Genomic DNA, 23004 nt, shown 5'->3' on the forward strand with positions numbered 1-23004 from the left:
CCTTTACCCCCTTCAGACAATTGTCAGGACCCTGTATATCACTATCGCTGCAAACACTATCAGTAGTGGTAGAATTGCCACGTTGGAACCGGATACCAGCGCCTTCAATGTTTCGTTTCCTGTTTCATCGGAGCTGAGCACCTCCTTCACAGCCAGGAAACCAATAAGTGCAATCACTGCTATTATGCTGTATGTCATGACATCTGCAGTTGTCACCGTGGTGGTAGTTGTTGTTGTGACTGTCGAAATCATTTCTAACCTCCAGTTATTTCTTTAATATTTATGACTAATAAAGTTTTCTATACATTTAATAACAGCACTTAACATATTCATGGAATCTCAAGGCCAAATTTTTCTGAGACCAGCTTCAGGAAGAGATCCCTTCCCATGCCCTGAATCCTGATTGTCTTCTGACGGCTCTTCTGCCCCGACACTATCTCAACATCCCTTCCAAATGTCTCTGAGAATTCCCTTATTATCTCCCTGTTTGCCTTCCCCTTCTGGGGTGGTGAACGGATCTTAACCTCAATCCTCTTCCTCCATTCATTGTAGGATGAGACCCCAAATTTTCCCGATGCAGGTGATACCTCAATGTTCACAAGGAGGTCCTCACCCACCTCCCTAAGACAGTCCATAGTGATCACCCTCAGGTCATTAAGTCAATAATAACTGAGAATTCAGCTTTCAGCCTATCAGTATATCCCTTCATCTGCATAAATATGATGGCACCAGTAGGGTCCGTTTCATGGCAGATCTCTGAACTACCGCAAACTTTAAATAGTAAAATGTAGATACTTTGTTTCACTCCCCGATCAGCACTGATTTTTCCCATGCAGGGGTGGTCGAGCGGTCAAAGGCGCTAGGTTGAGGGCCTAGTGGGGGAGTCCCTTCGCGGGTTCGAATCCCGTCCCCTGCACTTCCATTTCCATCATTATAAGGCTCATTAAGCAATAAGGGACCTCAAAAATTTTTTAATAAACACAGAGTCCTGAAGGCTCTTCTAGGGTCCATTAAAGACCTAGCCTGACTTCTTTAAATCCATGGAATCTCAGGTTCTCAATGGCCTCAGAAAAGGGCAGATGGTCAAAATTAATATTCGACTATTATCTCAACAGTGAGTTCCCTGCCCTCCCTCAGATCCTTTATGAGATTCTCATCAAGGTCACATGCAGCCTTATCAGCCTGTATCATCAGTGTCCTGCTGCAGATGTAATCACTCTTCCTGCACACTATGTCCGCCGGATGGTCAAGGGTAAGTTCAGGGTGTCCGTAACCCCTTATCTCATCATAACCATTCTCTGTCCGCAGTATCACCCTGACCCGTGATGATTCCCCTGCTATGGCCCTCTTCATCTCATCGGGGAGTGTTGATATGGAATCAGATGATGAAACACCTATTATGCAGTCTGCTGTTTCACCTATCTCCGGGTCCACAGTGACCTCAAAGGTTGTCCTGTGGCCTGCTGTGACATTGGGATGTCCCCTTGCCCTCAGAGTATATCTCAACACTCCCATGGGATCACCATGTAAAGTTTAGGTTTCTGCAGGGCCCAGAAAAAAGAGTTCAACTGGCAAAATCTACTCTGCCTTCGTACCTCCCCAGAGGGCTACAAGCCCGATAATTATTTTAAGGGCAGCGTGCCATGCCGGGTCCTTGAGAGCCGGATAAGGGATCCCAAGGTAACCCAGTATACCCATCAGTACCAGTATTATACCAATTATGTAAAGCAACCATTTTGCCACTGCCATGGTATCACCCCCACTGGTAATGGTACCCTGCAGAAACCAGAATTAATATTAAATTGTGATGGATATAAATTTTACTAAAAGTTTCTTGCTATGATAATAACGACGTAAATTATTAATTAAAATGAGATATATTCGAATGAATTAATAAATATTAAGATAAAAGTTATATATAAAGATGTAGATGTCCATTAATGATGGATGGAGAGAGGAAAATTCAGGTTATGAGAAGCACCTGCAGATCCATTAAACTCCATGGAATGATACCATGAAGGGAACCTACTGCCTCATAATAAAGTGCAGAGGAACTGAAAGGAGGATTGGAAGTCTTGGAACCATAAGCTTCCCTCCAGGATTCTATGTATACGTTGGTTCAGGATTCAGCTCCCTCGAGGCAAGAATAAAAAGACACCTCAGCTCTGAGAAAAAGAGGAGGTGGCATATAGACCACTTCCTTGAAGATGCGGAGGTTGAATGTGTCCTCTACACAACAGACGAAAGAAGACTAGAATGTGAAGTTTCAGAGAAGCTCCATGGAGACAGATCCATTGATAAATTCGGCTGTTCAGACTGCAGGTGCACCTCCCACCTGCACCACTTTAAAGATAAAAATGAAGCCCTTGAAACTGTGGAGAGAGCCTTCAGGGAACTGGGAGCTGAGGTCCATGAATGGAAGATCTGACTATCCCCTCAGGAGTTTAACCCCCGCACCCATCATCAGGGCCCCGAAGATTAACTTTAGGACTGCATGCCATGGGGGCTCCGTTCCAAGGGCACTTGATGGGTAAAGTGCCCATACAGCCATAATCACTATCAACAATCCAGCTGCCAGATGGAAGGCTCCAAGCTGCTCAAACCTCTCCATAACCATATCCTCCATCAAGAACCCATGAAAGACCAACCTAAGATCAAGGATGAATCTCAGGAAGCACCTTCAGTACCCTCAACCCTAAATTTTCTGAAGAATTCCTCAAACTCCTCCTGATCCATTGGCTCGGGTACCGTGAATTCTGTGTTCCTGTAGATATCCTCCGCAAGCTTTCTGTAAACAGAGGCCTGTTCAGACTCAGGGAACCGTTCTATGACAGTCCTGGCCTCAAGTTCACTCTCCTGGACAAGTTGGCTTCTGGGGACAGCACCAATCATCCTTGAACCTATCCTTGATGCGAATTCAGATACGATTTCAACCTCATCCCTGATGCCCCTGCAGTTACATATGACGCCTCCAAGTTTACCCTTGAGCTTCCTTATGCCCCTTGCAATGTTGTTGGCTGCGTAAAGGGACATGTACTCCCCTGACGTGACTATGTAGACCTCATCTGCAAAGTCCTCCCTCAGGGGAACTGCGAAGCCGCCGCAAACAACGTCACCAAGGACATCATAGATTATGACATCAATGTCCTCCCTGAATACTCCCAGTCTCTCAAGGAGGTTCATTGCAACGATAACTCCCCTCCCTGCACACCCGACACCGGGTTCAGGGCCACCTGATTCAACGCACCTTACACCACCAAATCCTTTGTGTATTACCTCAGAAACTTCGGGGTTCCTCTTCTCCTTCAGGACATCCAGAACTGCAGGGAGCCTCTCACCGTAGAGGGTCCTTGTGGTATCTGCCTTGGGGTCGCAGCCTATCACAAGGACACTGTGGTCCGATGAGTATGCTGCGGCCATGTTTGAGACGATGGTGGATTTACCTATACCGCCCTTACCATAGATGGCTATCCTCTTCATTGAGACACCACTGAGCGATCACTTCACAAAGGCCCCTATTATGTCGCCCCTTGTTATGATCCCCACCAGTCTGCCATCCTCATCAACAACCGGGAGCCTCTTGATGTCATGCCTCTCCATGAGCTCAGCCGCATCTGAGACCGAGGCGTCCGGGGGCACGGTTACAACCTTAGGTGTCATTATCTCCTCCACAAGCATGACCGCCGCCTTCCTTATACCCCTCGCTATCTCATCATACTCGTGCTTCATGCGCAGGGGGAGCTCAAGGAGGTCCAGTGGGGAGGGCATGAGGAGGTTAAGGCTGGGGGAGTGGACCTCTATGAGCCTCATTATATCCCCCTCACTGATAATACCCACAAGGTTCCCGTCATCGTCCACAACCGGGGCACCGCTTATCCTGTTCTCCCTGAGTATCCTTGCTGCATCATGGATCCTGCTGTTTTTCCTAACGGTTATAACATGGCTCTGCATTGCATCCTTTACCCTTATCATCTGTTCACCCATCTTTAATATGTGGGACATCACTTTTAAAAATAACAGTCTCTTTCAATCTATGAAGATGACAGATAAGGGGATGAAACATGGAAATGAACCGGAGGTGGATGTTAAAAAGCAGTTTCTCAGGAATCAACCCTCTTAACCCTTCTGTAGACAAGATCCCCTGGACGGACCCTCTCCTCAACAAGCAGACCAACATCCCCACCTTCAGCCATCTCCACAGATTCCCCATCTATCTGGAGTGACTCGACACGCTGTATGAGGGCCCCTGTGGTTTTTCCCTGTATTATAATTTCATCACCCACCTCCAGGGGCCTCCAAAGCCGTATCCTTGCTGCACCGGCCTTCCTGTAGTAATTAACTACCTCCCCAATGTCCTCCTTTATGTATTCAGATATGTTTCCACTGCTACCTGTCTCAGGTTCATTGAAGTAGAACCCTGTGCTGAAGCCCCTGTTGAAGACCTTTCGAAGTTCCCTTAGCCAGCGCTCCTCAAATCTCCACTCGCCCCTCAGGTATCTGTCCAGGGCCTCCCTGTAGACGCCTGTCACCGTTGCAACATAATCTGCGGGGCGGCCGCGGCCCTCAATTTTAAGTGCATGGACACCTGCATCAACAAGTTCGGGTATGTGCTCAATCATGCAGAGGTCAGCTGGACTCAGGAGGTAGCTCCTTATAGCCTCTGAAGCTGACACCTCAAGGTGGAACTCACCGTCATCAGACACCAGCTTCCACCTCTTCCTGCAGGGCTGCAGGCAGTCTCCACAGTTTGCACTCCTGCCATAGAGGTGGGAACTGAGGTAGCACCTCCCTGATATGGCGGTGCAGAGGGCCCCGTGAACAAAGACCTCAACCTCAACAGGTGAAGCTGAGGCGATCCCTGCAATCTCCCTGAGGGAGAGTTCCCTTGAGAGTATGGCCCTCGATACACCCATATCCCTGAGTATGGTGAGTGTCCTGGTGTTTGTAATGTTTGCCTGTACACTTACATGGACATCCAGCCCGCACTCAGCTGCAAGGTCCACGGCTGCAAGGTCAGAGGCTATAACAGCATCAACACCTGCGGAGTGGAGTTCCGGGAAGATCACCCTGAGCCTCTCAACATCATCATCCCTGAGGGCCGTGTTGGTGCAGACATACAGCCTGGAGCCGTGGTCGTGGGCCCTCTCCACAGCCTCTCTCACCTCATTTATTGTGAAATTATCTGCCCTGGCCCTCATGTTGCAGCCCTCCAGTCCAATGTAGACGGCGTCCGCCCCTGACCTGAGGGCTGCCATGAGGGATGAAAAGTCTCCGGCAGGTGATAGGAGTTCAGGCATCTCAATCACTTAAAAACAATGATTTTTTTAGATCCAGAAAATCTGCATCATGTCCACATCACCTGGAGCAGGACCTCATGGCCTCGTATTCACTTATATCTGAGGGGAGGGGTGTGGGGTAGTCTCCGTCGAGGCATCCCGTGCAAAGGAAGCCCTTCTTTATGCCTATACACTCGACCAGGGACTCGATGCTCAGGTAGCCCAGGGAATCAACACCTATTATCCTCCTTATCTCCTCAACGTTCCTGCTGGATGCTATGAGCTCCTTCCTCGTTGCCATTGCTATGCCATAATAGCATGGAGACTTTATGGGCGGACAACCAATCCTCAGATGTATCTCCTCTGCCCCGGCATCCCTTATGATGTCAATGAGTGCCCTCGAGGTTGTACCCCTCACTATACTGTCATCGATGAGTACTATGCGTTTACCCTCAAGTTCAGACCTTATGGGGTTCATCTTGAGCTTAACCGCTGTTTCACGTTCCTCCTGGGTTGGCATTATGAATGTGCGACCCACGTACCTGTTCTTTATGAGGCCCTCACCGTAGGGTATCCCTGAGGCCCGTGAGTACCCTATGGCCGCCGGGATGGATGAGTCCGGCACGGGTACAACCACGTCTGCATTGGCTGGGTGCTCCCTGTAGAGGGCCTCCCCAATATTGAGGCGGACCCTGTATACGTTTCGGCCGTCGATTACACTGTCTGGCCTTGCAAAGTAGACGTACTCGAACATGCAGTGGGCCCTCCGGGTGTTGGGGGCGTTTGCAACCCAGTAGGATTTGCCCCTGTTGAGGTGGAGTATCTCCCCTGGCTGGACGTCCCTGACATGCTCGGCACCTATAACATCAAAGGCCACGGTCTCCGAGGCCACGATCTGGGTGCTGCCCTTCCTTGCAAAGGCCAGTGGCTTTATACCCACAGGGTCCCTGACAACGTACAGGTCCTGGTTCAGGAGCACCACCAGGGAGTATGATCCCACCAGCTGCTCTGAAACCTTCTTTATGGCGTATATCATGTTGGGTTTCTCATCGTATTCCCTGCTGAGGAGGTGGCAGATGACCTCTGAGTCCGTCGTTGAGACAAAGCTGTGACCCTCCTCCTCGAGTTCCTCCCGGAGTTCCATGGAGTTTATGATGTCCCCATTGTGGGCTATTGCAATTTTGCCTCCCTGAAATTCGCTCCAGAATGGCTGAGAATTCTCAATCCTTGATTCGCCGGTGGTTGAGTAGCGCACGTGTCCTATTCCAACGTTACCCTCCAGTTCCTTGAGCTTATCAGGGTTGAAGACGTCGCATACGAGTCCCATTCCCCTGTGTGTCAGTACCTCGCTGCCATTAAATGTTGAGATCCCTGCAGACTCCTGTCCCCTGTGCTGCAGCGCGTACAGTGCATAGTATATCTGGGAGGCCACGCTGGTATCCTTATCCTGTGAGTAAATCCCTACAATACCACATTTATCTCTCACTTTAGATTCTCCCAACAAGAAGGTTTATCCAGGTTAGGACGATTCTTCATCTTTTTCAGTGAATACCAGGGCCGATTTTATTATCCGGAGCCACTCAACCGCATCGTCCCTTGATGGCGCCGCTATTGAGCCCTGCCCAAGGATTATGCCCTCGGGTTTAATGTGATCTGTTACAAAATAAATCCTCTCAAGGTCATCGGGTTCCTCTCCGAAGGTTTCCCTCCAGAGGTCCGTGATTGAGAAGGTCTCGAGAAGTTCCTTATCTTCAAGTTCAGAAAAACGAGTTTCGAGTTTGGAGTATTCTTCCTCCAGGAGGCGGAATTTCTCCTCAAGCTGATTCAGTTCCCCCCTGAGGGATTCAATCCTTTCATTTCCTGCCTCGACTTCATCCTGCAGCCGGGTGTTCTCATCCCTCAGTGCAGTGTTCTCGGCGATTGCCTCATCCAGCTTCTTTTGACACTCCCCAAGCCTCTCCTTCATATCACTGAGGCTCCTTATGCCTGTGAGTGTCTGGAGTCCGGCCCTTATGATGGCGTTTTCTATTTCCTCCCTTATGAGGTCAGGGTCAAGGTATTCCACGTCATGACCGTAGGGGAGTTTCATCCGTTCAATGTGCCCAACATGACCCCTGAGTGCTTCCCGGAACTTATCTGCAAGTTCCCGCCCTGTCTGGTCAACATCAGTTGCTATCAGGACTATGTCAGCACCCTCAACGGCCCTGAGGGCGATCTCGAGGCTTGTTGTTGGGACTATGGATGATATTGTTATATGGTATTTGGCGCCGAGGGACACCCTCTGAAGCGCCCTCGAGACGCTTTCAACATCGGAGGCTCCCTCAACAATTATCCGCACATCAACAGGGCCTTTATTATCCATTTATTTCAACCTTTGGCCTGTAATTTTTTTGTTCTGCCAGCTGTAGCGCCTTATTCTGCGGGATTTGCCGAATCCGCATGCAGCGCAGACCTTCTTACGTACATGGTACGAGTTTTTACCGCATCTCCTGCATCTTATATGGAGATTCTTGTTACGCTTACCAAATGATGGAGTACCTTTCATGTTCTAATCCTCCTTAAAATCAGTTAATCTGTAAAGTTGATCCACTCTTCCCTTACATTAAATCCATGGGATGTTATCTCCACGTATAAGGACGGTTCCATCTACGGGGATATGTACACTATGTTATCTCCACGTATAAGGACGGTCCCAAGCCTTCTTGTGACCTCTCCGTCCTCCAGCTCCTCTGCATCGTTCAGCACGAGGTTCATGTGGAGGTCGAAGCTCTTTAGAACTCCCCTGAACTCCCTGTCACCCTTGAGTTTTATGATCACAGGGGAATTCAGTGAATTGCCAAGGGCATCGAGTGGTCTCTGTACGTTAACTCTCTGTGAACTCACATCTATCACCTATCCTAGATTAAAATTTAGCCGGATTATATTTAAATCTAACTAACAAGCTGAAAATCTTCAAATCAGATACTCCATTTTTCTATTTTACTAGTATATAAGTTTTCTTACACCGCGGTGCCCCTTCAGATCCATGCCAGCGCCCCGACCTGATGCCAACCTCATGCTCATATGTGCACGTAAAATAGTTTAGAAATGAGCTACAGATATAGCTGTGGAAGAGTTTAAGATGATTGATAAAAGCAATAGATATGCTACAGATTATTTCACATGTATAAATGAACAGGGTGTGACTGTGAAGATCAGGAAGAGGTACCATATAAAGAAGAAGAAGCTTAAGGAGATCAGGGAGGAGATTGGAGACTACTCCCCCCTGATACCTGAAAAGGCCACGGTTGAAATCATTGAAACAGATGATAACAATATCATACTTGTCAACGGGGAGCCCCTCCTCATGTTCATTGATGACAGGGTTGTGCCGACCCTCAGGGGTGCCCTGAAGATGGAAATAGAGAGGGGATATGTTGTCGTTGACATGGGTGCCGTCAGGTTCCTTGCAAACGGGGCCGACGTCATGAGCCCGGGTATAGTTGACGCCGACCCTGAGATATCCAGGAACGACACGGTGGTTGTGGTGGATGAGAGAAACCGAAGACCCCTTGCAGTGGGCATAAGCCTTATAAGTGGACCTGAGATGGTTGAAAATGATTCAGGAAAGGCTGTCAGGACCATCCACCACATCGGAGACGCCATCTGGGAACTGGAGGTCTAGTGTTGGTTGAGCTGAACCTTGATGCCGGGAACATAATCTCAGAGGATGTCCACAGGGTGGGGATACTGGCACTGGGGTCACACCTCGAGAACCATGGCCCGGCACTCCCCATCGACACCGATGCAAAGATAGCATCCTACGTGGCCCTTGAGGCAGCCCTCAGGACCGGTGCAAGGTTCCTGGGTGTTCTATATGCTGCGACAGAGTTTCCCTACGTTAAACACGGCATACACATGGCCCGGGATGAACTTGTTGAGAGGGAACTTAAACCCGTCCTGAGGAAGGCCAGAAGGCTTCTAAACCTTGATGCCGCTGTCATTGTAAACGGTCACGGAGGAAACAACCTGGAGGACTGCATGGAGGACCTTGGAGATGAACTGGGCCTTGAAATCGCCTGGAACAACAGGATAGTTGAGATTGAGGGGCCGCACGCAGGTAGCGGTGAACTGTCCGCAGGCATCATACTCGGTATCGCGGATCTGAGGCGCCTTGATGAATGCAGACCCGAACTCTACCCTGAAATTGGAATGATAGGCCTGAGAGAGGCCCGTGAAGCCAACAGGGAAATAGATAGGGCTGCCAGGATATGTGAAAGGGAGGGTGTGAACCCTGACCCTGTTCTGGGCCAGAGGATACTTGATGATGCAATTGAAAGTGTCATGGCTGATGTTAAAGATCTCCTGGAGATTATAGTGGAAATCTAGCCTTAAAGATGATTAGTTTAAGCAGAACAGCCCTTAAGGTCCTTGAGGAGAGGTACCTTCTCAGGGGTGAGGGTGGTGAGGTCGTAGAGACACCGGAGGAGATGTTCAGGAGGGTCGCAAGGGCCGTTGCATCTGCAGATGAGGCCTACGGTGATGACCCCTTAGTTGCAGAGGATGCCTTCTACACTACCATGAGTAACCTGGAGTTCCTCCCCAATTCACCGACCCTCATGAATGCGGGCACCCCCATAAATCAGCTCTCAGCCTGCTTTGTACTCCCGGTTGAGGACTCCATTGAAAGCATTTTCAGCTCCCTCAGGGATATGGCCATCATCCACAAATCCGGTGGGGGGGTTGGATTCTCATTTTCAAGGTTAAGACCCAGAGGGGACATCGTCGCATCCACCATGGGTGTTGCCTCAGGCCCCGTATCCTTCATGAGGATATTTGATGTTGCAGTTGATGTCATAAAGCAGGGCGGGCGGAGGAGGGGCGCCAATATGGGTGTCCTCCATGTGAGCCACCCGGATATATTCAGCTTCATAGACGCCAAGTCAAGGGAGGGCCCCCTGAGGAACTTCAACCTCTCAGTCGCCGTACCCGATAATTTCATGGAGGACCACCGTGTTGAACTCGTAAACCCCAGGAACGGTGACGTGGTTGACTCGGTAGAATCCACGGCGATACTTAAGAGGATCGTGGAAGCAGCCTGGAGGTCAGGGGACCCGGGAATCCTCTTTGAGGACCGTATAAACCGCTACAACCCCACACCACGGCTTGGGAGGATAGAGGCAACCAACCCCTGCGTATCCGGTGACACCGTTGTAATGACCTCCTGGGGCCCGCGTACCGTGGCTGAACTGGAGGGTAGACCCTTCACCGCACTCATTAATGGTTCAGGGTACCCCTGCCCCTCTGGTTTCTTCAGGACCGGTGAAAGGGATGTTTATGATCTCAGAACAGGGGAGGGCCACAGTTTAAGGCTTACCAGTGATCACAGGGTCCTTGTGATGGATGGTGGTCTGGAATGGCGTCCGGCAGGGGAACTTGAAAGGGGAGACCTCCTTGTGATGGATCAGGGCACAGGCTACAGTGCCACTGCAACCTTCAGGGGCCTCAGGTGGGCCGGCCGCAGTGAGGTCTACGATGCCAGTGTGTACGGTGCAAATGCATTCACAGCCAATGGATTCATAGTCCACAACTGTGGAGAGCAGCCACTCCTCCCCTATGAGTCATGCAACCTTGGATCAGTTAACCTCAACCTCATGGCATCCCCCTCCGGGATTAACTGGGAGAGGCTCCGGAGAACCGTCCATGTGGCTGTGCACTTCCTTGACAATGTGATAGACGTTAACAGCTACCCCCTCCGTAGTGTGGAGGAGATGACACTGAGAACCCGTAAGATAGGGCTTGGTGTCATGGGCTTTGCTGATATGCTGATAAAGCTTGGCATACCCTACAATTCAGGGGCCGCCCTGGAGGTGGCCGGCAAGTTGATGGCGTTCATATCATCTGAGGCAAGGAGGGCCTCCATGGAGCTTGCCAGGGAGAGGGGATCATTCCCTGAATTCAGGGGTAGCATGTGGGATACCATGGGATTTGAGGGTATGAGGAACGCCACATTAACCACCATAGCCCCGACGGGTTCTCTGAGTATAATAGCAGGTACCAGCAGCGGAATCGAGCCCCTCTTTGCTGTGTCATTCACAAGGAACATCCTCGGGAGGAGTTTCCGTGAGATGCACCCCCTATTTAAGCTGATGGCTGGAAGGCTTGACAGGAGATCCATTGAGGTCATAGAATCAAGGGGTAGCCTGAGGGGTGTCCCTGGAGTTCCTGAGGGGATAAGGAGACTCTTTGTTACAGCCCATGAAATAGACCCTGTATTCCATGTTAAGATGCAGGCCGCCTTCCAGAGTTACGTGGACAATGCTGTATCAAAAACAGTGAATCTGCCGCCTAATTCATCACCTAGTGACGTTGAAATGGTTTTCAGGGCCGCCCATGAGCTTGGCTGCAAGGGTGTCACGGTTTACAGGTACGGCAGTAAGGTGGATGAGGTCCTGAGGTTTCCTGAATATGCGGGTTCATGCCGTGATATGACCTGTCCAAACTGATGAAGAATGGAGGATTATATTAAGGTGATAAAATGGACACCAGAAAACCTTCAAATCCTCCAGTAACACAGTTGAACTATCTAACTTATAAAGGTTGATGCTTCGAACGATATAACTACAGATGCCAGTTTTTCTAGCTTGCATCGAAAATTTTGAATTATTGAATCGTTGAAATTAGGAAGCCAATCCCCATAAACTCAATTACCCGCGGCATTAGTTTACTCTCAATTTACTTTCTGATTCTGCTTCTGTAGATGTATACAACAAAATCCCGGTTTTCGTAGACCTTTTTAAGGTAAGGGTAGTTGAGGCTGGATATGTCCTTGACTGATGGGTTATATAAAGGAGGTTTCCAGAGACATCAAAGGTGAAGTTCCCTGTCCCTTTGAGCCTTTTGTCAAATACAAGGTATTTCACGCCACCTCTGAGAGCTCTTTAGATGAGGGTATCCCCCTACTCATACAGAAATGAATTAACAGGTCTGTCGGTATAGGATATCACAAAAACTGAGGTGTAGTAGTCTGAAAATGAAATTGTCCCATTTCCATCCTGCCTTTCAAACCATTCTGCAAGTTCAAATTCTGATTCAGGTGATGGAGCGATATTTATTCCCATATGGAGTTATTGCACCATATCAGTAACCCTTGCGCCGGATAAGTTGTTGAAGCCCTGAATGATAGCAATTATAAATATTAGTACCATGAAAGCCCTGGCCAAATTTTTATCCATTCCTTTGAGTGTTTTAGAGACTGAAATCAGGCCATTGGAGGCCAGGATACTCACAGGGATCATTATATAGATCAGAAGCCTGTATGTTATAACATTGATTCCAAGGTAATATGTCTTTGATAGCAGGAGCACCGCAAAGACCCAGAAAAGGACCGCCCTCTCTTCAAGATTGAATCTCTTAATGGATATGATCCCAGGAATAGATATTATTACAGCAAGATACACCCAGCGCACCAGGGAACTTGATGATACTGAGCCTACTGATGCCTGCAACCTGTGCTCACGCCACCGTTGCCCGTGTTCTTGAGGTAGATGGCAGGTAACCAACAGATCGCAGCGATTAAAAAGGCTGTTATGAGGAATATATGTATCCCAAAAGGACCTTCCGTACAACAGCAGGGTCTCTATCAAGATAAAGGTCCGTGATAAGTATCCCCAGGGTTACGATGGTGACTGTGAATCCAGGGCAAAAACTTGCAGCTGGATGTATAAGTGCAACCAAACCCATGAAAAGGCCGGATAAAATAGCGAAAGGACTTTTATTATATTTAAAAAACTCATAATAGAAGTAAATACTCAAAGGGAAGAATATCAGGGCCATGTTCTCAGGTGATGGGAGTCCAGCCTCGCTGCAATTCCGCTGATGACCGGAGAATGCCCGCTGCAATACCAGTCATTTTATTTTTGTAAAATTTTAAGGCAACGAAGGTAACTGATAGAGTTACCAGGGCAGATAAAACGGGTTGCATAAATTTAGCTGCTTCAAAGAGTCACGTTCTTAAAAGTTAAAGATACTAAAAAGGACTGTTATATGAAAAATAGGTGGATAATTAATGATATTAGCCTTAGGAGCATTATAAAGAGGATCATGAAGGGTTAAACCATGTGACATGTAAATCTTTGCAAGGTGTATATGGTAAAAAATGTCCCAACCGAAAGGCCACTGATACCTAGGGGTTAAGGAAAGAGCAAGCAGAAACACCATCAGTGATGGTATGAACATCAAAAACCGGTTATCCGACTTATCCATGATTATTATATCCTGATATCAGTCAACCGTGAGAACTTGAGTTAATAAATATTCTCTCCGACGGTTTGATTTAAGTTTTTCCATGATAAATCCCAGAGATGCTGATTAACCTGTGATGGGAAGAAGCTATGGGAAAAAATTCAACTCAACTTATTCCAGATGAGACTCAGATTCTTCTACCTGCCTCAATAGACTTTATAATTCTAGAACATTCCCCTGCAGCTTTTTTTCGCTTAAATGCGCTGGCGATCCTCCCTATGGACTCAAGGGTCCTGATGGTGGTATCAAGCCAGCTGAAGATATCCCCCGGGTAGGCATGAATCTGGTATCTGGATAGAAGGCTTCTGCTTATCTCCACCGGATCCCTGCCACTGATACGCTCTGCTATAACATGTTCGGATAGTCTACGCTGGATGCACCCACAGAATGGTCTGTCCCTGCATTCACAGGATAGGAAATCCATCTGCAGGTTAAGAACAGCCTCCTGAAGTTTACTGTCAAGCTTCACAAGGTTATCTCCATCTGAGAGTATATCAAGGGTTGAATCCGCCATCAGATTCATTGAGAACCTTGACCCGGCCGCCCTGCTGAAGGCACGGTGCAACCTCCCTGATAGATATGCTCCCTCAAAGGGTTCCAGCTCCAGTGCAATGTCAAGGGGCCCCCTGGAAGACCCCTTAAGGTTGCCCCTTATGTACTCGGCATCGGCCACCCCTATGAATGACTTTGAGACCGCCATACCGTATCTGGTGGCGCGGAGGCCCCCATCCCTCACTATCATACCATGGGATTCAAGGATTTCAAGTGCTCCCTCCGGGTCCAGGGGCCATGAAGGGTCAGGAGCGATCTCAGATTCTGAACTGACAGCACCGGAGGTTATGTCTGCCAGGAGGTTCTCAAGGACATCCTCCTCTGTGTAATTCACATCCACCGGGTCAGGGCCGCTTTCAAGGAGTTTGAGTGCCATGGCCTCCTCTGACTCACCATCAAATTCCATCCCAATCTCTGCAAGGACATATACGACGCCGCGGTCATGGTAGGATGGTCTGCCGGCCCTTCCAAGCATCTGTGCAAATTCGTTGGGCATGAGCCACCTGTTTCCCATGAGAAGTGTTTCAAAGACGACCTGTGATGCTGGAAAATCCACCCCAGCGGCGAGGGCGGCAGTTGTGACTATTGCTGCGAGTTCCTGGGATGCGAAGGCCCTTTCTATGCGCTGCCTTTCCCTGTAGGATAAACCTGCATGGTAAGCTGCGGCCCTCACACCCCTGCGTGTCAGGTAATCTGCAATGAGCCTCGTCTTTCTGCGGGAATTTGTGAAGATTATTGTCTGGCCGCGAAAGCCCTTCTCTGATTCTGTGGAGAATTCCCTCTCAGCAAGCCTTAGTATGAGGTTCTTCTTGTCCTCCTCACCCCTAGAGAATACTAGGTGCCTCTCAAGGGGGACCGGTCTCCTTTCATACTCAACCAGTTTAAGGCCGAACTCGGAGGCAACCTCCCGTGTGTTCTTCACGGTTGCAGAGAGTGCTATTATCTGGGCCTCCGGGAAGAGCCTCCTTATGCGCTTTATCATCCCCTTGAGCCTTGAACCCCTCTCCTCATCCTCAAGGGTGTGGATCTCATCAATGACAACCACGCCAGCATCCCCCAGGATGTCTGACCTCCCTGCCCTCAGGATGTAGTCCATACCCTCATAGGTTCCCACCACTATGTCAGCCTTGCTCACATCTGTCTCCGGGATTCTGAGTTCATCCCTTGCCTTTATACGGCTCATACCCACCTTTATGGCTGTTTCGAGTTTGAGGGGTGAGTATCTCCTTCTGAAGTCCCGGTACTTCTGGTTGGCCAGGGCTACCAGGGGTGTGAGGTATATGAATTTTTCACCCCCCATTGCCCTGGGTATGCCTGCAAGTTCCGCTATGAGGGTCTTTCCGCTTGCAGTTGCAGATACTACCATGATGTCCTCGCCGTCAAGGAGCCCCGCATCCACTGCAAGGACCTGTACAGGCCTCAGCACAGTGTTACCCTCCCTTTTAAGCATCCTCTTAAATTTTTCAGGGATTGCAAGTTTATCAACCGGCACGCGGGGGGTCCTGTCTGAGCCGGATGTCACGGTATCATAGCGGGTCAGTTCATGGTTCTCAAGGGGATCGAAGCGGGGGGACATCATCTCCAGTATCTTATCAAGGCTTACACCGCGCCGGATAAGTCTCCTGAAGTTCCTGAATGTTGATCTGTCCATACCTGCAAATTTAAGCTCCCTCTTTATGAGCTCGTCAACGCATCTTGAACATATTACCTGGCCGGCGTGCACCGTCGAGGACCTTGAACTTACAATTGTGAGGTAGCCCTCATGGAGGCAGTGCTGGCATACCCTTGCATACCGGTACCTGATGCCATAGGATGAGAGAAGATCCTCAATCTCCGGGTCACGTCCTGTTAGAATAACTGCCTGCTTCTTCAATAATTTAAGGGCCTCCGATGGTTTCCTGACGGTTTCGCGTTCATCCCTTTCAACAGTGAAGCGTGATATCTTGGGCCCGGAATCTGTGCTCCTGATTTTGATTCTGCCCCAGTAACCCGGTTTTCTGCGCGTGTTGAGGACCTTCTTTGGGTTTCCTGCGGGTATAAAATCAACTGACCTTTTCCTTCTGTTTAAAACTATCATTATATCTCTCAAAAAATTAAAAAAATCAGGGCTGCTCCTTCTTCTTGAGGAGCTCAACCGCCATTTCCCTTAATTTGAACTTCTGAACCTTTCCACTTGCAGTGAGGGGGAACTCGTCCACAAAGAAGACGTGCTTCGGAACCTTGTATCTTGCTATTCTCTGGATGGCATAGTCCCTCACGTCCTCCTCCAGGATGTCTGCGCCCTCCTCTCTTATGACGAAGGCTCCGACTATCTCCCCGTACTTCTCATCGGGTATGCCCACCACCTGCACGTCCTTTATTCCAGGCATGGTGTGGAGGAACTCCTCTATCTCCCGGGGGTAGATGTTCTCCCCTCCCCTTATGATCATGTCCTTTATTCTTCCTACGATGGAGTAGTAGCCGTCCTCATCCATAACCGCGAGGTCACCACTGTGGAGCCAGCCATCCTCATCGATGGCCTCCTTAGTCATCTCGGGCATCTTGTAGTACCCCTTCATGACGTTGTAGCCGCGGCAGCATATCTCACCTGGTTCTCCGGGTCCAAGTTCCTCTCCTGTTTCAGGGTCGACGATCTTGACCTCAATGTGGGGTAGGGGTGTTCCCACTGTCTCAACGCGCTTCTCTATGGGGTCGTCCACACTTGTCTGTGTGAATACCGGTGATGCCTCTGTGAGGCCGTAGGCTATGGTGACCTCCTTCATGTTCATGTCATTGATGACGCGTTTCATGGCCTCTATGGGGCAGGGAGACCCTGCCATGATACCTGTGCGGAGGGATGAGAGGTCGAACATGTCAAACATGGGGTGGGTGAACTCTGCTATGAACATGGTTGGAACCCCGTAGAGTGCGGTGCACCTCTCCTTTTCAACCGCTGCAAGGACGAGGAGCGGATCGAAGAGCTCTATCATCACCAGTGCGCCCCCGTGGGTGAGGATCGCGAGGACCCCGAGGACTATGCCGAAGCAGTGGAAGAGGGGTACCGGGAGGCATAGTCTGTCCTCCTCTGTGAATCTCTGTCTCTCCCCGATGTAGTAGCCATTGTTGAGAATGTTCCGGTGGGTCAGCATGACACCCTTGGGGAACCCCGTGGTTCCTGAGGTGTACTGCATGTTGATGACATCGGTGTTTTTGAGGGTTGACATCACAGACCTGAGCTCGGTGTCAGGGACGTGTTTTCCAAGGAGCATCAGTTCATTGGTGTTGTACATGCCCCTGTGCTTCTGGGCGCCGATGTATATAACGCTTCGAAGTTCAGGGAACCTCTCACTCCTGAGGTGGCCCCTCTCCTGGGTCTTGAGTTCAGGAACCAGTTCATAGAGTGTCTTTACGTAGTCAACATCCCTGAAGCCGTCTATTATGGCTATGGCCTTCATGTCAGACTGCTTCATTACGTATTCCAGTTCGTGGCTCCTGTAGGCTGTGTTGACAGTTACAAGGACAGCCCCTATCTTTGCAGTTGCGAATAGGAAGGTGAGCCAGTCAGGTACATTGGTTGCCCAGATACCCACGTGGTCCCCCTTCCCTATGCCGATGGATAGCAGACCCTTGGCAAGGAGGTTGACCCTATCATTGAATTCTCTGTAGGTGAAACGCAGGTCCCTGTCCGGGTATACTATGAATTCCTTATCAGCGTACCTTTCAACCTGTTTCTCGAAGAATTCCCCTATTGTATCTTCAGTGAAAACCATAAATCCACCCTTATAAGTTATTCCTCCACTAGGTGCTCCTGGAGTTTCTTCCTTATCTCTGGAGGTATAGGCTTCTTCCTCTGCTCTATGAAGTCATAGTGGACGAGGACTGCCCTGCCCCTGGCCTTGAGTTCCCCGTCCTGCCATGCCTCATGCCCTATTGTGAATGAGGAGTTTCCGATGTGGGTTATGTAACTCCTTATCTCAACGTCGCTTCCATAGTACATCTGGGCCAGGAAGTCAAACTCCGTCCTCACGAGTATGAGCTTCCACTTCTCATAGCTGAGGTCAAGGTCCGGCGTGAACATCCTGAATATGGGGTTCCTGCCCTTCTCGAACCAGACCGCTAGAACCGTGTTGTTGACGTGCCTGAGACCATCTATGTCCCCGAAGCGGGGGGTTACGGTGATTCTGAACATTCTATCATCAACTAGAAGGGTGTGTAGACAACTGCAAGTATCCTTGCATTTTCTTCTCCTGCTGCATGGAGGTGGTGGGGTACCACGGAGTCATAGTAGATGCTGTCACCCTCTGAGAGGAGGTAGCGGTCCTGTCCATAGATGACCTCTATTTCACCCTCAAGGACGTATATGAACTCCTCGCCCTCATGGGATGATAGTTTGAAGTCGTCGGTGTGGAGTTCAACGTCGATTATGAAGGGCTCCATGTGCCTGTCGCTTTTACCTGCGCCGAGGGAGTGGAAGTTGAGGTTGCTGGTGTCTGTTTTCTCCTCATAGCCTGAGAAATGTATCACCCTCTCGGTTTTGCCCTTCCTCACTATAACCGGTTCGTCCTGGACCCTGTCATCGAGGAGTGTGCCGAGCCTCACTCCAAGGGTTCTTGAGATCTTTATGAGGGGTGTGAGTGATGGTATAACGTCCCCTTCCTCTATTTTCTTTATGAGTCCCGCATTGACTCCACTTCTTTCTGCAAGCTCATCTACTGTTATTTTCTGGTTATCCCTGAGCTGTTTTATTCTCTCTCCCACTGTGTTTTCTGGCACGTGATCACCTTAACATTTATAGGTAAGCTGTATCTATTTCTAAAATTTCAGTTTAAAAAAATTGCTGTTTAAAAATGTGCAGAACATCCACTATCTAGGGTGTGGAACTGTTCAGTATTTAAGCATGGCCAGTGGTAATATATCGGGCTCCGTATAATCAGTGCAGAGAAGACATTCTCTCGGTATTTAGACCATGAAGGGCATCGTTAAATATGCATCAATCCTGGTTTCCAGTGTAGGTGGACCTGTTGGTTCTATTGTCAATGTAGACTGTGACCTCACTTGTGTTGGTTATGTTGGTGGTGTTATTCAGCACATGCATCCTGAGGGTTACCGGTTCAAAGCCAGGGTTTCCCATGGTCTGTATCCTTTCATCTGAGGGAAGGATGTCTGTGGGCATTTCAAATGCAAAGGATGGCTTTAAAAGTATACACAGGGTCGATGAAAACCCGTATGCGATTAAAGCCACCATTATGATCGCGAAAAGCCTTCCCTTCTTTGCTGATTTCAATGGTAACACCTCTCTCTATTTTTCTCATTCTCATGATATTTATAATGTTGGTAAATTTTCGGAAGGAGGTTACCGGCATCCTTATATTGGTGATTACAGATATGTTAGGCACATCCAGAAAGGAGCGTGATATGATGCTAAATTCAGGTGATACAGCATGGATGTTGATCTCAACTGCACTCGTGATACTGATGACTGTTCCAGGGGTTGCTATGTTCTATTCGGGTTTAACAAAACGTGAGAATGTTCTGAACACCATATTTCTATCATTTGTTTCCCTTGGAATTGTTAGCCTGCTCTGGTTTCTGTTCGGATATGGTCTCATATTCAGCGGAGACATTTCAGGGATCATAGGATCCTCTCATGTGGGCATCAGCCTTATTAATTTAGGGTCTGCTTCAAAATATGCTCCAACAATCCCCGAAGGACTCTTTGCAATTTTCCAGATGACATTTGCTGCAATAACAGTTGCCCTGATTTCCGGCGCTGTCGTGGAAAGGATCAAATTCTCGTCATGGATACTTTTCATCCCTCTCTGGTTTGCACTCGTATATGTACCCGTGGCCCACTGGGTATGGGGCGGAGGATTCCTGCAGAACCTTGGTGTTCATGATTTCGCTGGGGGAATCGTGGTGCACATCACCAGCGGCATAGCCGCCCTTGCCCTTGCCCTCGTTACTGGTCCAAGATATGACCAGAAACTGATGCCACATCACCTTGGATATTCTGTTATAGGTACCGGTCTTCTCTGGTTTGGATGGTTTGGATTCAACGCAGGTTCAGCCCTCTCTGCCGGATCCCTTGCAGTTAACGCTATGATCGTGACAAATACCTCTGCAGCGGCGGGGATGATTGGATGGATCCTCATGGATAGACTTAAAACCGGTAAACCAACACTTCTTGGCGCTCTTTCTGGAGCAGTTACAGGTCTTGCATCAATAACACCTGCAGCAGGTTTTGTGGATATAGGTGCCTCCACTGTCACAGGGCTTGTGGCAGCTGTTATATGTTATCTTGCAGTTTCATGGTTGAAGCCAGCTGCTGAATATGATGATGCCCTTGATGTATTTGGGATTCACGGTGTTTCAGGAATCATAGGAACCCTTGGAGTTGGTTTGTTTGCGGTTCCAGCCCTAAACCCATCTTTGACCTCAGGAGGCCTTTTAACTGGAAGCACATCCCTTCTTGTAAGTCAGCTGATTGGTGTTGTCACCGTCACTGTCTACACCTTCATCGTTACGTATCTCCTTGCGATGCTGCTGATGAAATTCAACGGGCTACGCGTTGAAAGGGAAGAGGAAATTCAGGGACTTGACATAAATCTCCATGAGGAAACAGGTTACAGACTGACATGAACACAGATTTAAAAATGGTTCACAGAAGTACTTATAAGAAATCCGGTTAAGGATTATTTAAGGTGAAGACCATGAGGAAAATCACAGCAATTATCAGAAGGGAGAAACTTGAGGATGTTAAGGATGCTCTGGAGCTCGTGGGAATCCATGGGATGACGGTTTCAGATGTGAAGGGAAGGGGTCAGCAGATGGGTGTAAGGGAGAGCTACCGTGGAATGGACTACTGTGTTGATCTCCTGCCAAAGGTTCAGCTTGAAGTTGTTGTTGATTCAGGGGACCTTGAAAGGGTCGTTGAAACAATAGCTGAAAACGCCAGGACAGGGGATATAGGTGATGGGAAAATCTTTGTAACCGATGTAATTGATGTTGTGAGAATAAGGACAGGTGAACACGGCAGAGACGCTATCTAGGAAATTAAACAATTTATTTATTTAACATATTTCAGCAATTAAATTTCTTATTTAAATTTGTTTTACTCAGCACACATTTATCTGAAACTATATCCGAAAGATTTATATAGTAGTATGATCTTACTCTCAGTGTCGGAAGTTACTTTCCTATTTCCGACTATGATATATGTTGGAGAGATGAACATAGTATATATAAAAACAATGCATGGAGATGACTCTGATGGATGCGGTCTTAAACTCCGGTGACACTGCCTGGATGCTGGTATCAACAGCCCTGGTAATGCTGATGACGGTTCCAGGCGTGGCACTATTCTATGGGGGTTTAACGAAAAAGGAAAACGTACTGAACACCATGTTCCTATCCCTGATAGCCTTCGCAGTGACGAGCATAATATGGGTACTCTACGGCTATCAGTTCGCCTTTGGAGCCGACATAATGGGGTTCATAGGAAGTCCAGTGAACCTGCTGATGAACGGGGTCGGTGTTAACACTGCTGCTGCACTGGCACCAACAATACCAGACTTCCTCTACATAGCATTTCAGTTAACATTCGCAGCAATAACGGTTGCACTCATATCCGGTGCCGTCGTTGAAAGGATGAAATTCTCAGCCTGGCTGGCATTCATTGTGCTCTGGGTGAGCCTGGTCTACGTGCCAGTGGCCCACTGGGTATGGGGCGGAGGATTCCTGGCGCAGCTCGGGGCCCTGGACTTCGCAGGTGGTACCGTGGTGCACATCAACTCAGGTGTCGCGGCACTGGCACTCGTCTACCTCCTCGGTAAGAGAAGGGACACAAGGCTTCTACCACACAACCTGGGATACTCAGTGATAGGTGCCTCACTGCTCTGGTTCGGCTGGTTTGGATTCAACGCAGGTTCAGCCCTCACAGCAGGTGGACTTGCAGCATCAGCCTTCCTGGTGACAAACACCGCGGCGGCTGCGGGTATGGTATCATGGGTTATAATGGACTACCTCAAGGTGGGTAAACCCACGGTACTCGGTGGAATATCAGGGGCAGTTGCTGGCCTGGTCGCCATAACACCAGCAGCAGGCTTCGTAACGGTACCTGCAGCCCTCATCATAGGCCTTGTCACAAGCGTAATATCATACCTTGCAGTATCATACCTCAAACCAAGGCTTGGATACGACGATGCCCTTGACGTCTTCGGGATACACGGTATGTCAGGTATATGGGGCTCAGTGGCAACCGGCCTCTTTGCAGCACCATTCATCAACGAACTGGGAACAGGCCTCATATACGGGAACCCTGGACAGCTAACAGCACAGGTGCTGGCCGTGGCAGTTGTGGCTGCCTACTCCTTCGTGGTGACACTGATCATCGGCAAACTCCTGGACATAACAGTTGGCCTGAGGGTGAGCAGTAAGGAAGAGATAGAGGGCCTCGACACCCACCTCCATGAGGAGACAGGTTACAGGATCTGAGGTGATTGTATGAAGGAGATAGTGGCCATAATAAGACCTGAAAAGCTGGAGGAAGTTAAAAACGCCCTTGAATCCGCAGGATGCCACGGTATGACTGTGACAGAGGTCAGGGGACGTGGAAGACAGCTCGGTATAACAGAGAGTTACCGTGGAAGGGACTACAGGATAGACCTCCTCCCCAAGACAAAGATTGAGATAGTGGTGAATGATGAGGACGTGGACCGTGTTGTTGAAACGATAGTTAAGAGCGCCCAGACAGGGGACATAGGTGATGGAAAGATATTCATCTCAGGTGTAGACGAAGTTGTGAGGATAAGAACAGGTGAAAGCGGAGAAAAGGCTGTTTAAATTTATTTTTTTTCATTTTTTTTTAAATGAAGAGCTACCTTAATTAGATATAAATACAGTGAAAGTCCATATC

The 23004-nt window shown here is 48.8% G+C and carries 26 protein-coding genes and 1 tRNA gene; 9 read left to right on the plus strand and 18 right to left on the minus strand.

Features of this window, described 5'->3' with window-relative positions; genetic code table 11:
• Positions 1 to 12 precede the first annotated feature (12 nt).
• Complete coding sequence (locus tag DNK57_RS08725; RefSeq protein WP_048060862.1) at positions 13 to 252, minus strand: hypothetical protein; 240 nt, start codon at positions 250 to 252, stop codon at positions 13 to 15.
• Positions 253 to 329: 77 nt separating this feature from the next.
• Positions 330 to 635, minus strand: coding sequence for a DUF167 domain-containing protein (locus DNK57_RS08730; RefSeq protein ID WP_192962570.1), 306 nt, complete (start codon positions 633 to 635; stop codon positions 330 to 332).
• A gap of 197 nt (positions 636 to 832) precedes the next feature.
• Here DNK57_RS08730 and DNK57_RS08735 point away from each other — a divergent pair.
• Positions 833 to 916 (plus strand) — tRNA-Leu (locus DNK57_RS08735).
• A gap of 173 nt (positions 917 to 1089) precedes the next feature.
• On the opposite strand, the gene DNK57_RS08740 is transcribed toward DNK57_RS08735, so the two are convergent.
• Together DNK57_RS08740 and DNK57_RS08745 are read right to left on the minus strand one after the other, a co-directional pair.
• Complete coding sequence (locus tag DNK57_RS08740; protein WP_192962619.1) at positions 1090 to 1506, minus strand: DUF371 domain-containing protein; 417 nt, start codon at positions 1504 to 1506, stop codon at positions 1090 to 1092.
• Positions 1507 to 1578: 72 nt separating this feature from the next.
• The gene (locus DNK57_RS08745; protein ID WP_010876278.1) at positions 1579 to 1749 is read right to left on the minus strand and encodes a hypothetical protein; all 171 of its coding nucleotides are present in this window, start codon (positions 1747 to 1749) and stop codon (positions 1579 to 1581) included.
• Positions 1750 to 2014: 265 nt separating this feature from the next.
• Here DNK57_RS08745 and DNK57_RS08750 point away from each other — a divergent pair, with 265 nt between their 5' ends.
• Complete coding sequence (locus DNK57_RS08750) at positions 2015 to 2428, plus strand: GIY-YIG nuclease family protein (protein ID WP_192962571.1); 414 nt, start codon at positions 2015 to 2017, stop codon at positions 2426 to 2428.
• Here the strand turns inward: DNK57_RS08750 and DNK57_RS08755 are convergent, their stop codons facing one another.
• The 8 genes from DNK57_RS08755 to DNK57_RS08790 form a co-directional block, all read right to left on the minus strand.
• Positions 2429 to 2611, minus strand: a complete 183-nt coding sequence (locus DNK57_RS08755; RefSeq protein WP_192962572.1) for a hypothetical protein — start codon at positions 2609 to 2611, stop codon at positions 2429 to 2431. It abuts the gene before it with no gap.
• A gap of 56 nt (positions 2612 to 2667) precedes the next feature.
• Complete coding sequence (gene cfbC / locus DNK57_RS08760) at positions 2668 to 3480, minus strand: Ni-sirohydrochlorin a,c-diamide reductive cyclase ATP-dependent reductase subunit (RefSeq protein ID WP_192962573.1); 813 nt, start codon at positions 3478 to 3480, stop codon at positions 2668 to 2670.
• Positions 3481 to 3498: 18 nt separating this feature from the next.
• On the minus strand, positions 3499 to 3972 hold the full coding sequence (locus DNK57_RS08765) for a CBS domain-containing protein (protein ID WP_192962574.1): 474 nt from the start codon (positions 3970 to 3972) through the stop codon (positions 3499 to 3501).
• A gap of 128 nt (positions 3973 to 4100) precedes the next feature.
• Positions 4101 to 5297, minus strand: a complete 1197-nt coding sequence (locus DNK57_RS08770; protein WP_192962575.1) for a peptidase U32 family protein — start codon at positions 5295 to 5297, stop codon at positions 4101 to 4103.
• A gap of 58 nt (positions 5298 to 5355) precedes the next feature.
• Positions 5356 to 6762 (minus strand): amidophosphoribosyltransferase, encoded by a 1407-nt coding sequence (gene purF, locus DNK57_RS08775; protein WP_192962576.1) that lies wholly within the window; start codon positions 6760 to 6762, stop codon positions 5356 to 5358.
• A 33-nt stretch (positions 6763 to 6795) separates the two neighbouring features.
• A complete protein-coding gene (locus DNK57_RS08780) occupies positions 6796 to 7638 on the minus strand; it encodes a toprim domain-containing protein (RefSeq protein ID WP_192962577.1) in 843 nt (280 codons plus the stop codon).
• Positions 7639 to 7821, minus strand: coding sequence for a 50S ribosomal protein L37e (locus DNK57_RS08785; protein WP_013295845.1), 183 nt, complete (start codon positions 7819 to 7821; stop codon positions 7639 to 7641).
• Positions 7822 to 7922: 101 nt separating this feature from the next.
• Complete coding sequence (locus DNK57_RS08790) at positions 7923 to 8159, minus strand: LSm family protein (protein WP_013295846.1); 237 nt, start codon at positions 8157 to 8159, stop codon at positions 7923 to 7925.
• A 298-nt stretch (positions 8160 to 8457) separates the two neighbouring features.
• Here DNK57_RS08790 and DNK57_RS08795 point away from each other — a divergent pair, with 298 nt between their 5' ends.
• Genes DNK57_RS08795 through DNK57_RS08805 form a run of 3 tightly spaced genes read left to right on the plus strand, consistent with a single transcriptional unit; the run spans position 8458 to position 11761 of the window.
• Positions 8458 to 8940 carry a DUF1947 domain-containing protein gene (locus DNK57_RS08795; protein ID WP_192962620.1) on the plus strand — a complete coding sequence of 161 codons (483 nt, stop codon included), beginning with the start codon at positions 8458 to 8460 and terminating at the stop codon, positions 8938 to 8940.
• 2 nt (positions 8941 to 8942) lie between these two features.
• Entirely contained in the window at positions 8943 to 9644 is a 702-nt protein-coding gene (arfB, locus tag DNK57_RS08800) for a 2-amino-5-formylamino-6-ribosylaminopyrimidin-4(3H)-one 5'-monophosphate deformylase (protein ID WP_192962621.1), read from the plus strand.
• A gap of 8 nt (positions 9645 to 9652) precedes the next feature.
• Positions 9653 to 11761 (plus strand): ribonucleotide reductase N-terminal alpha domain-containing protein, encoded by a 2109-nt coding sequence (locus tag DNK57_RS08805; protein ID WP_192962578.1) that lies wholly within the window; start codon positions 9653 to 9655, stop codon positions 11759 to 11761.
• 621 nt (positions 11762 to 12382) lie between these two features.
• On the opposite strand, the gene DNK57_RS09210 is transcribed toward DNK57_RS08805, so the two are convergent.
• From DNK57_RS09210 to DNK57_RS08845, 6 genes are all read right to left on the minus strand, one after another.
• On the minus strand, positions 12383 to 12715 hold the full coding sequence (locus tag DNK57_RS09210; protein WP_226891241.1) for a hypothetical protein: 333 nt from the start codon (positions 12713 to 12715) through the stop codon (positions 12383 to 12385).
• A 971-nt stretch (positions 12716 to 13686) separates the two neighbouring features.
• Complete coding sequence (locus DNK57_RS08825) at positions 13687 to 16188, minus strand: DUF5814 domain-containing protein (protein WP_192962582.1); 2502 nt, start codon at positions 16186 to 16188, stop codon at positions 13687 to 13689.
• 25 nt (positions 16189 to 16213) lie between these two features.
• Complete coding sequence (locus tag DNK57_RS08830) at positions 16214 to 17860, minus strand: AMP-binding protein (protein WP_192962583.1); 1647 nt, start codon at positions 17858 to 17860, stop codon at positions 16214 to 16216.
• Between the two features lie 17 nt (positions 17861 to 17877).
• Positions 17878 to 18279, minus strand: a complete 402-nt coding sequence (locus tag DNK57_RS08835; RefSeq protein WP_192962584.1) for an acyl-CoA thioesterase — start codon at positions 18277 to 18279, stop codon at positions 17878 to 17880.
• Positions 18280 to 18290: 11 nt separating this feature from the next.
• Positions 18291 to 18863, minus strand: coding sequence for a helix-turn-helix domain-containing protein (locus DNK57_RS08840; RefSeq protein WP_192962585.1), 573 nt, complete (start codon positions 18861 to 18863; stop codon positions 18291 to 18293).
• A gap of 217 nt (positions 18864 to 19080) precedes the next feature.
• Complete coding sequence (locus DNK57_RS08845) at positions 19081 to 19383, minus strand: hypothetical protein (protein ID WP_192962586.1); 303 nt, start codon at positions 19381 to 19383, stop codon at positions 19081 to 19083.
• 122 nt (positions 19384 to 19505) lie between these two features.
• Here DNK57_RS08845 and DNK57_RS08850 point away from each other — a divergent pair, with 122 nt between their 5' ends.
• The 4 genes from DNK57_RS08850 (at position 19506) to DNK57_RS08865 (ending at position 22931) form a co-directional block, all read left to right on the plus strand.
• Positions 19506 to 20729, plus strand: coding sequence for an ammonium transporter (locus DNK57_RS08850; protein ID WP_192962622.1), 1224 nt, complete (start codon positions 19506 to 19508; stop codon positions 20727 to 20729).
• Positions 20730 to 20800: 71 nt separating this feature from the next.
• Positions 20801 to 21139, plus strand: a complete 339-nt coding sequence (locus DNK57_RS08855) for a P-II family nitrogen regulator (protein ID WP_192962587.1) — start codon at positions 20801 to 20803, stop codon at positions 21137 to 21139.
• 220 nt (positions 21140 to 21359) lie between these two features.
• The gene (locus tag DNK57_RS08860) at positions 21360 to 22583 is read left to right on the plus strand and encodes an ammonium transporter (protein WP_192962588.1); all 1224 of its coding nucleotides are present in this window, start codon (positions 21360 to 21362) and stop codon (positions 22581 to 22583) included.
• Positions 22584 to 22592: 9 nt separating this feature from the next.
• Positions 22593 to 22931 (plus strand): P-II family nitrogen regulator, encoded by a 339-nt coding sequence (locus tag DNK57_RS08865; protein WP_192962589.1) that lies wholly within the window; start codon positions 22593 to 22595, stop codon positions 22929 to 22931.
• The last annotated feature ends 73 nt before the right edge of the window (positions 22932 to 23004 follow it).

The organism is Methanothermobacter thermautotrophicus, from assembly GCF_014889545.1.
GTDB classification, from domain to species: domain Archaea; phylum Methanobacteriota; class Methanobacteria; order Methanobacteriales; family Methanothermobacteraceae; genus Methanothermobacter; species Methanothermobacter thermautotrophicus_A.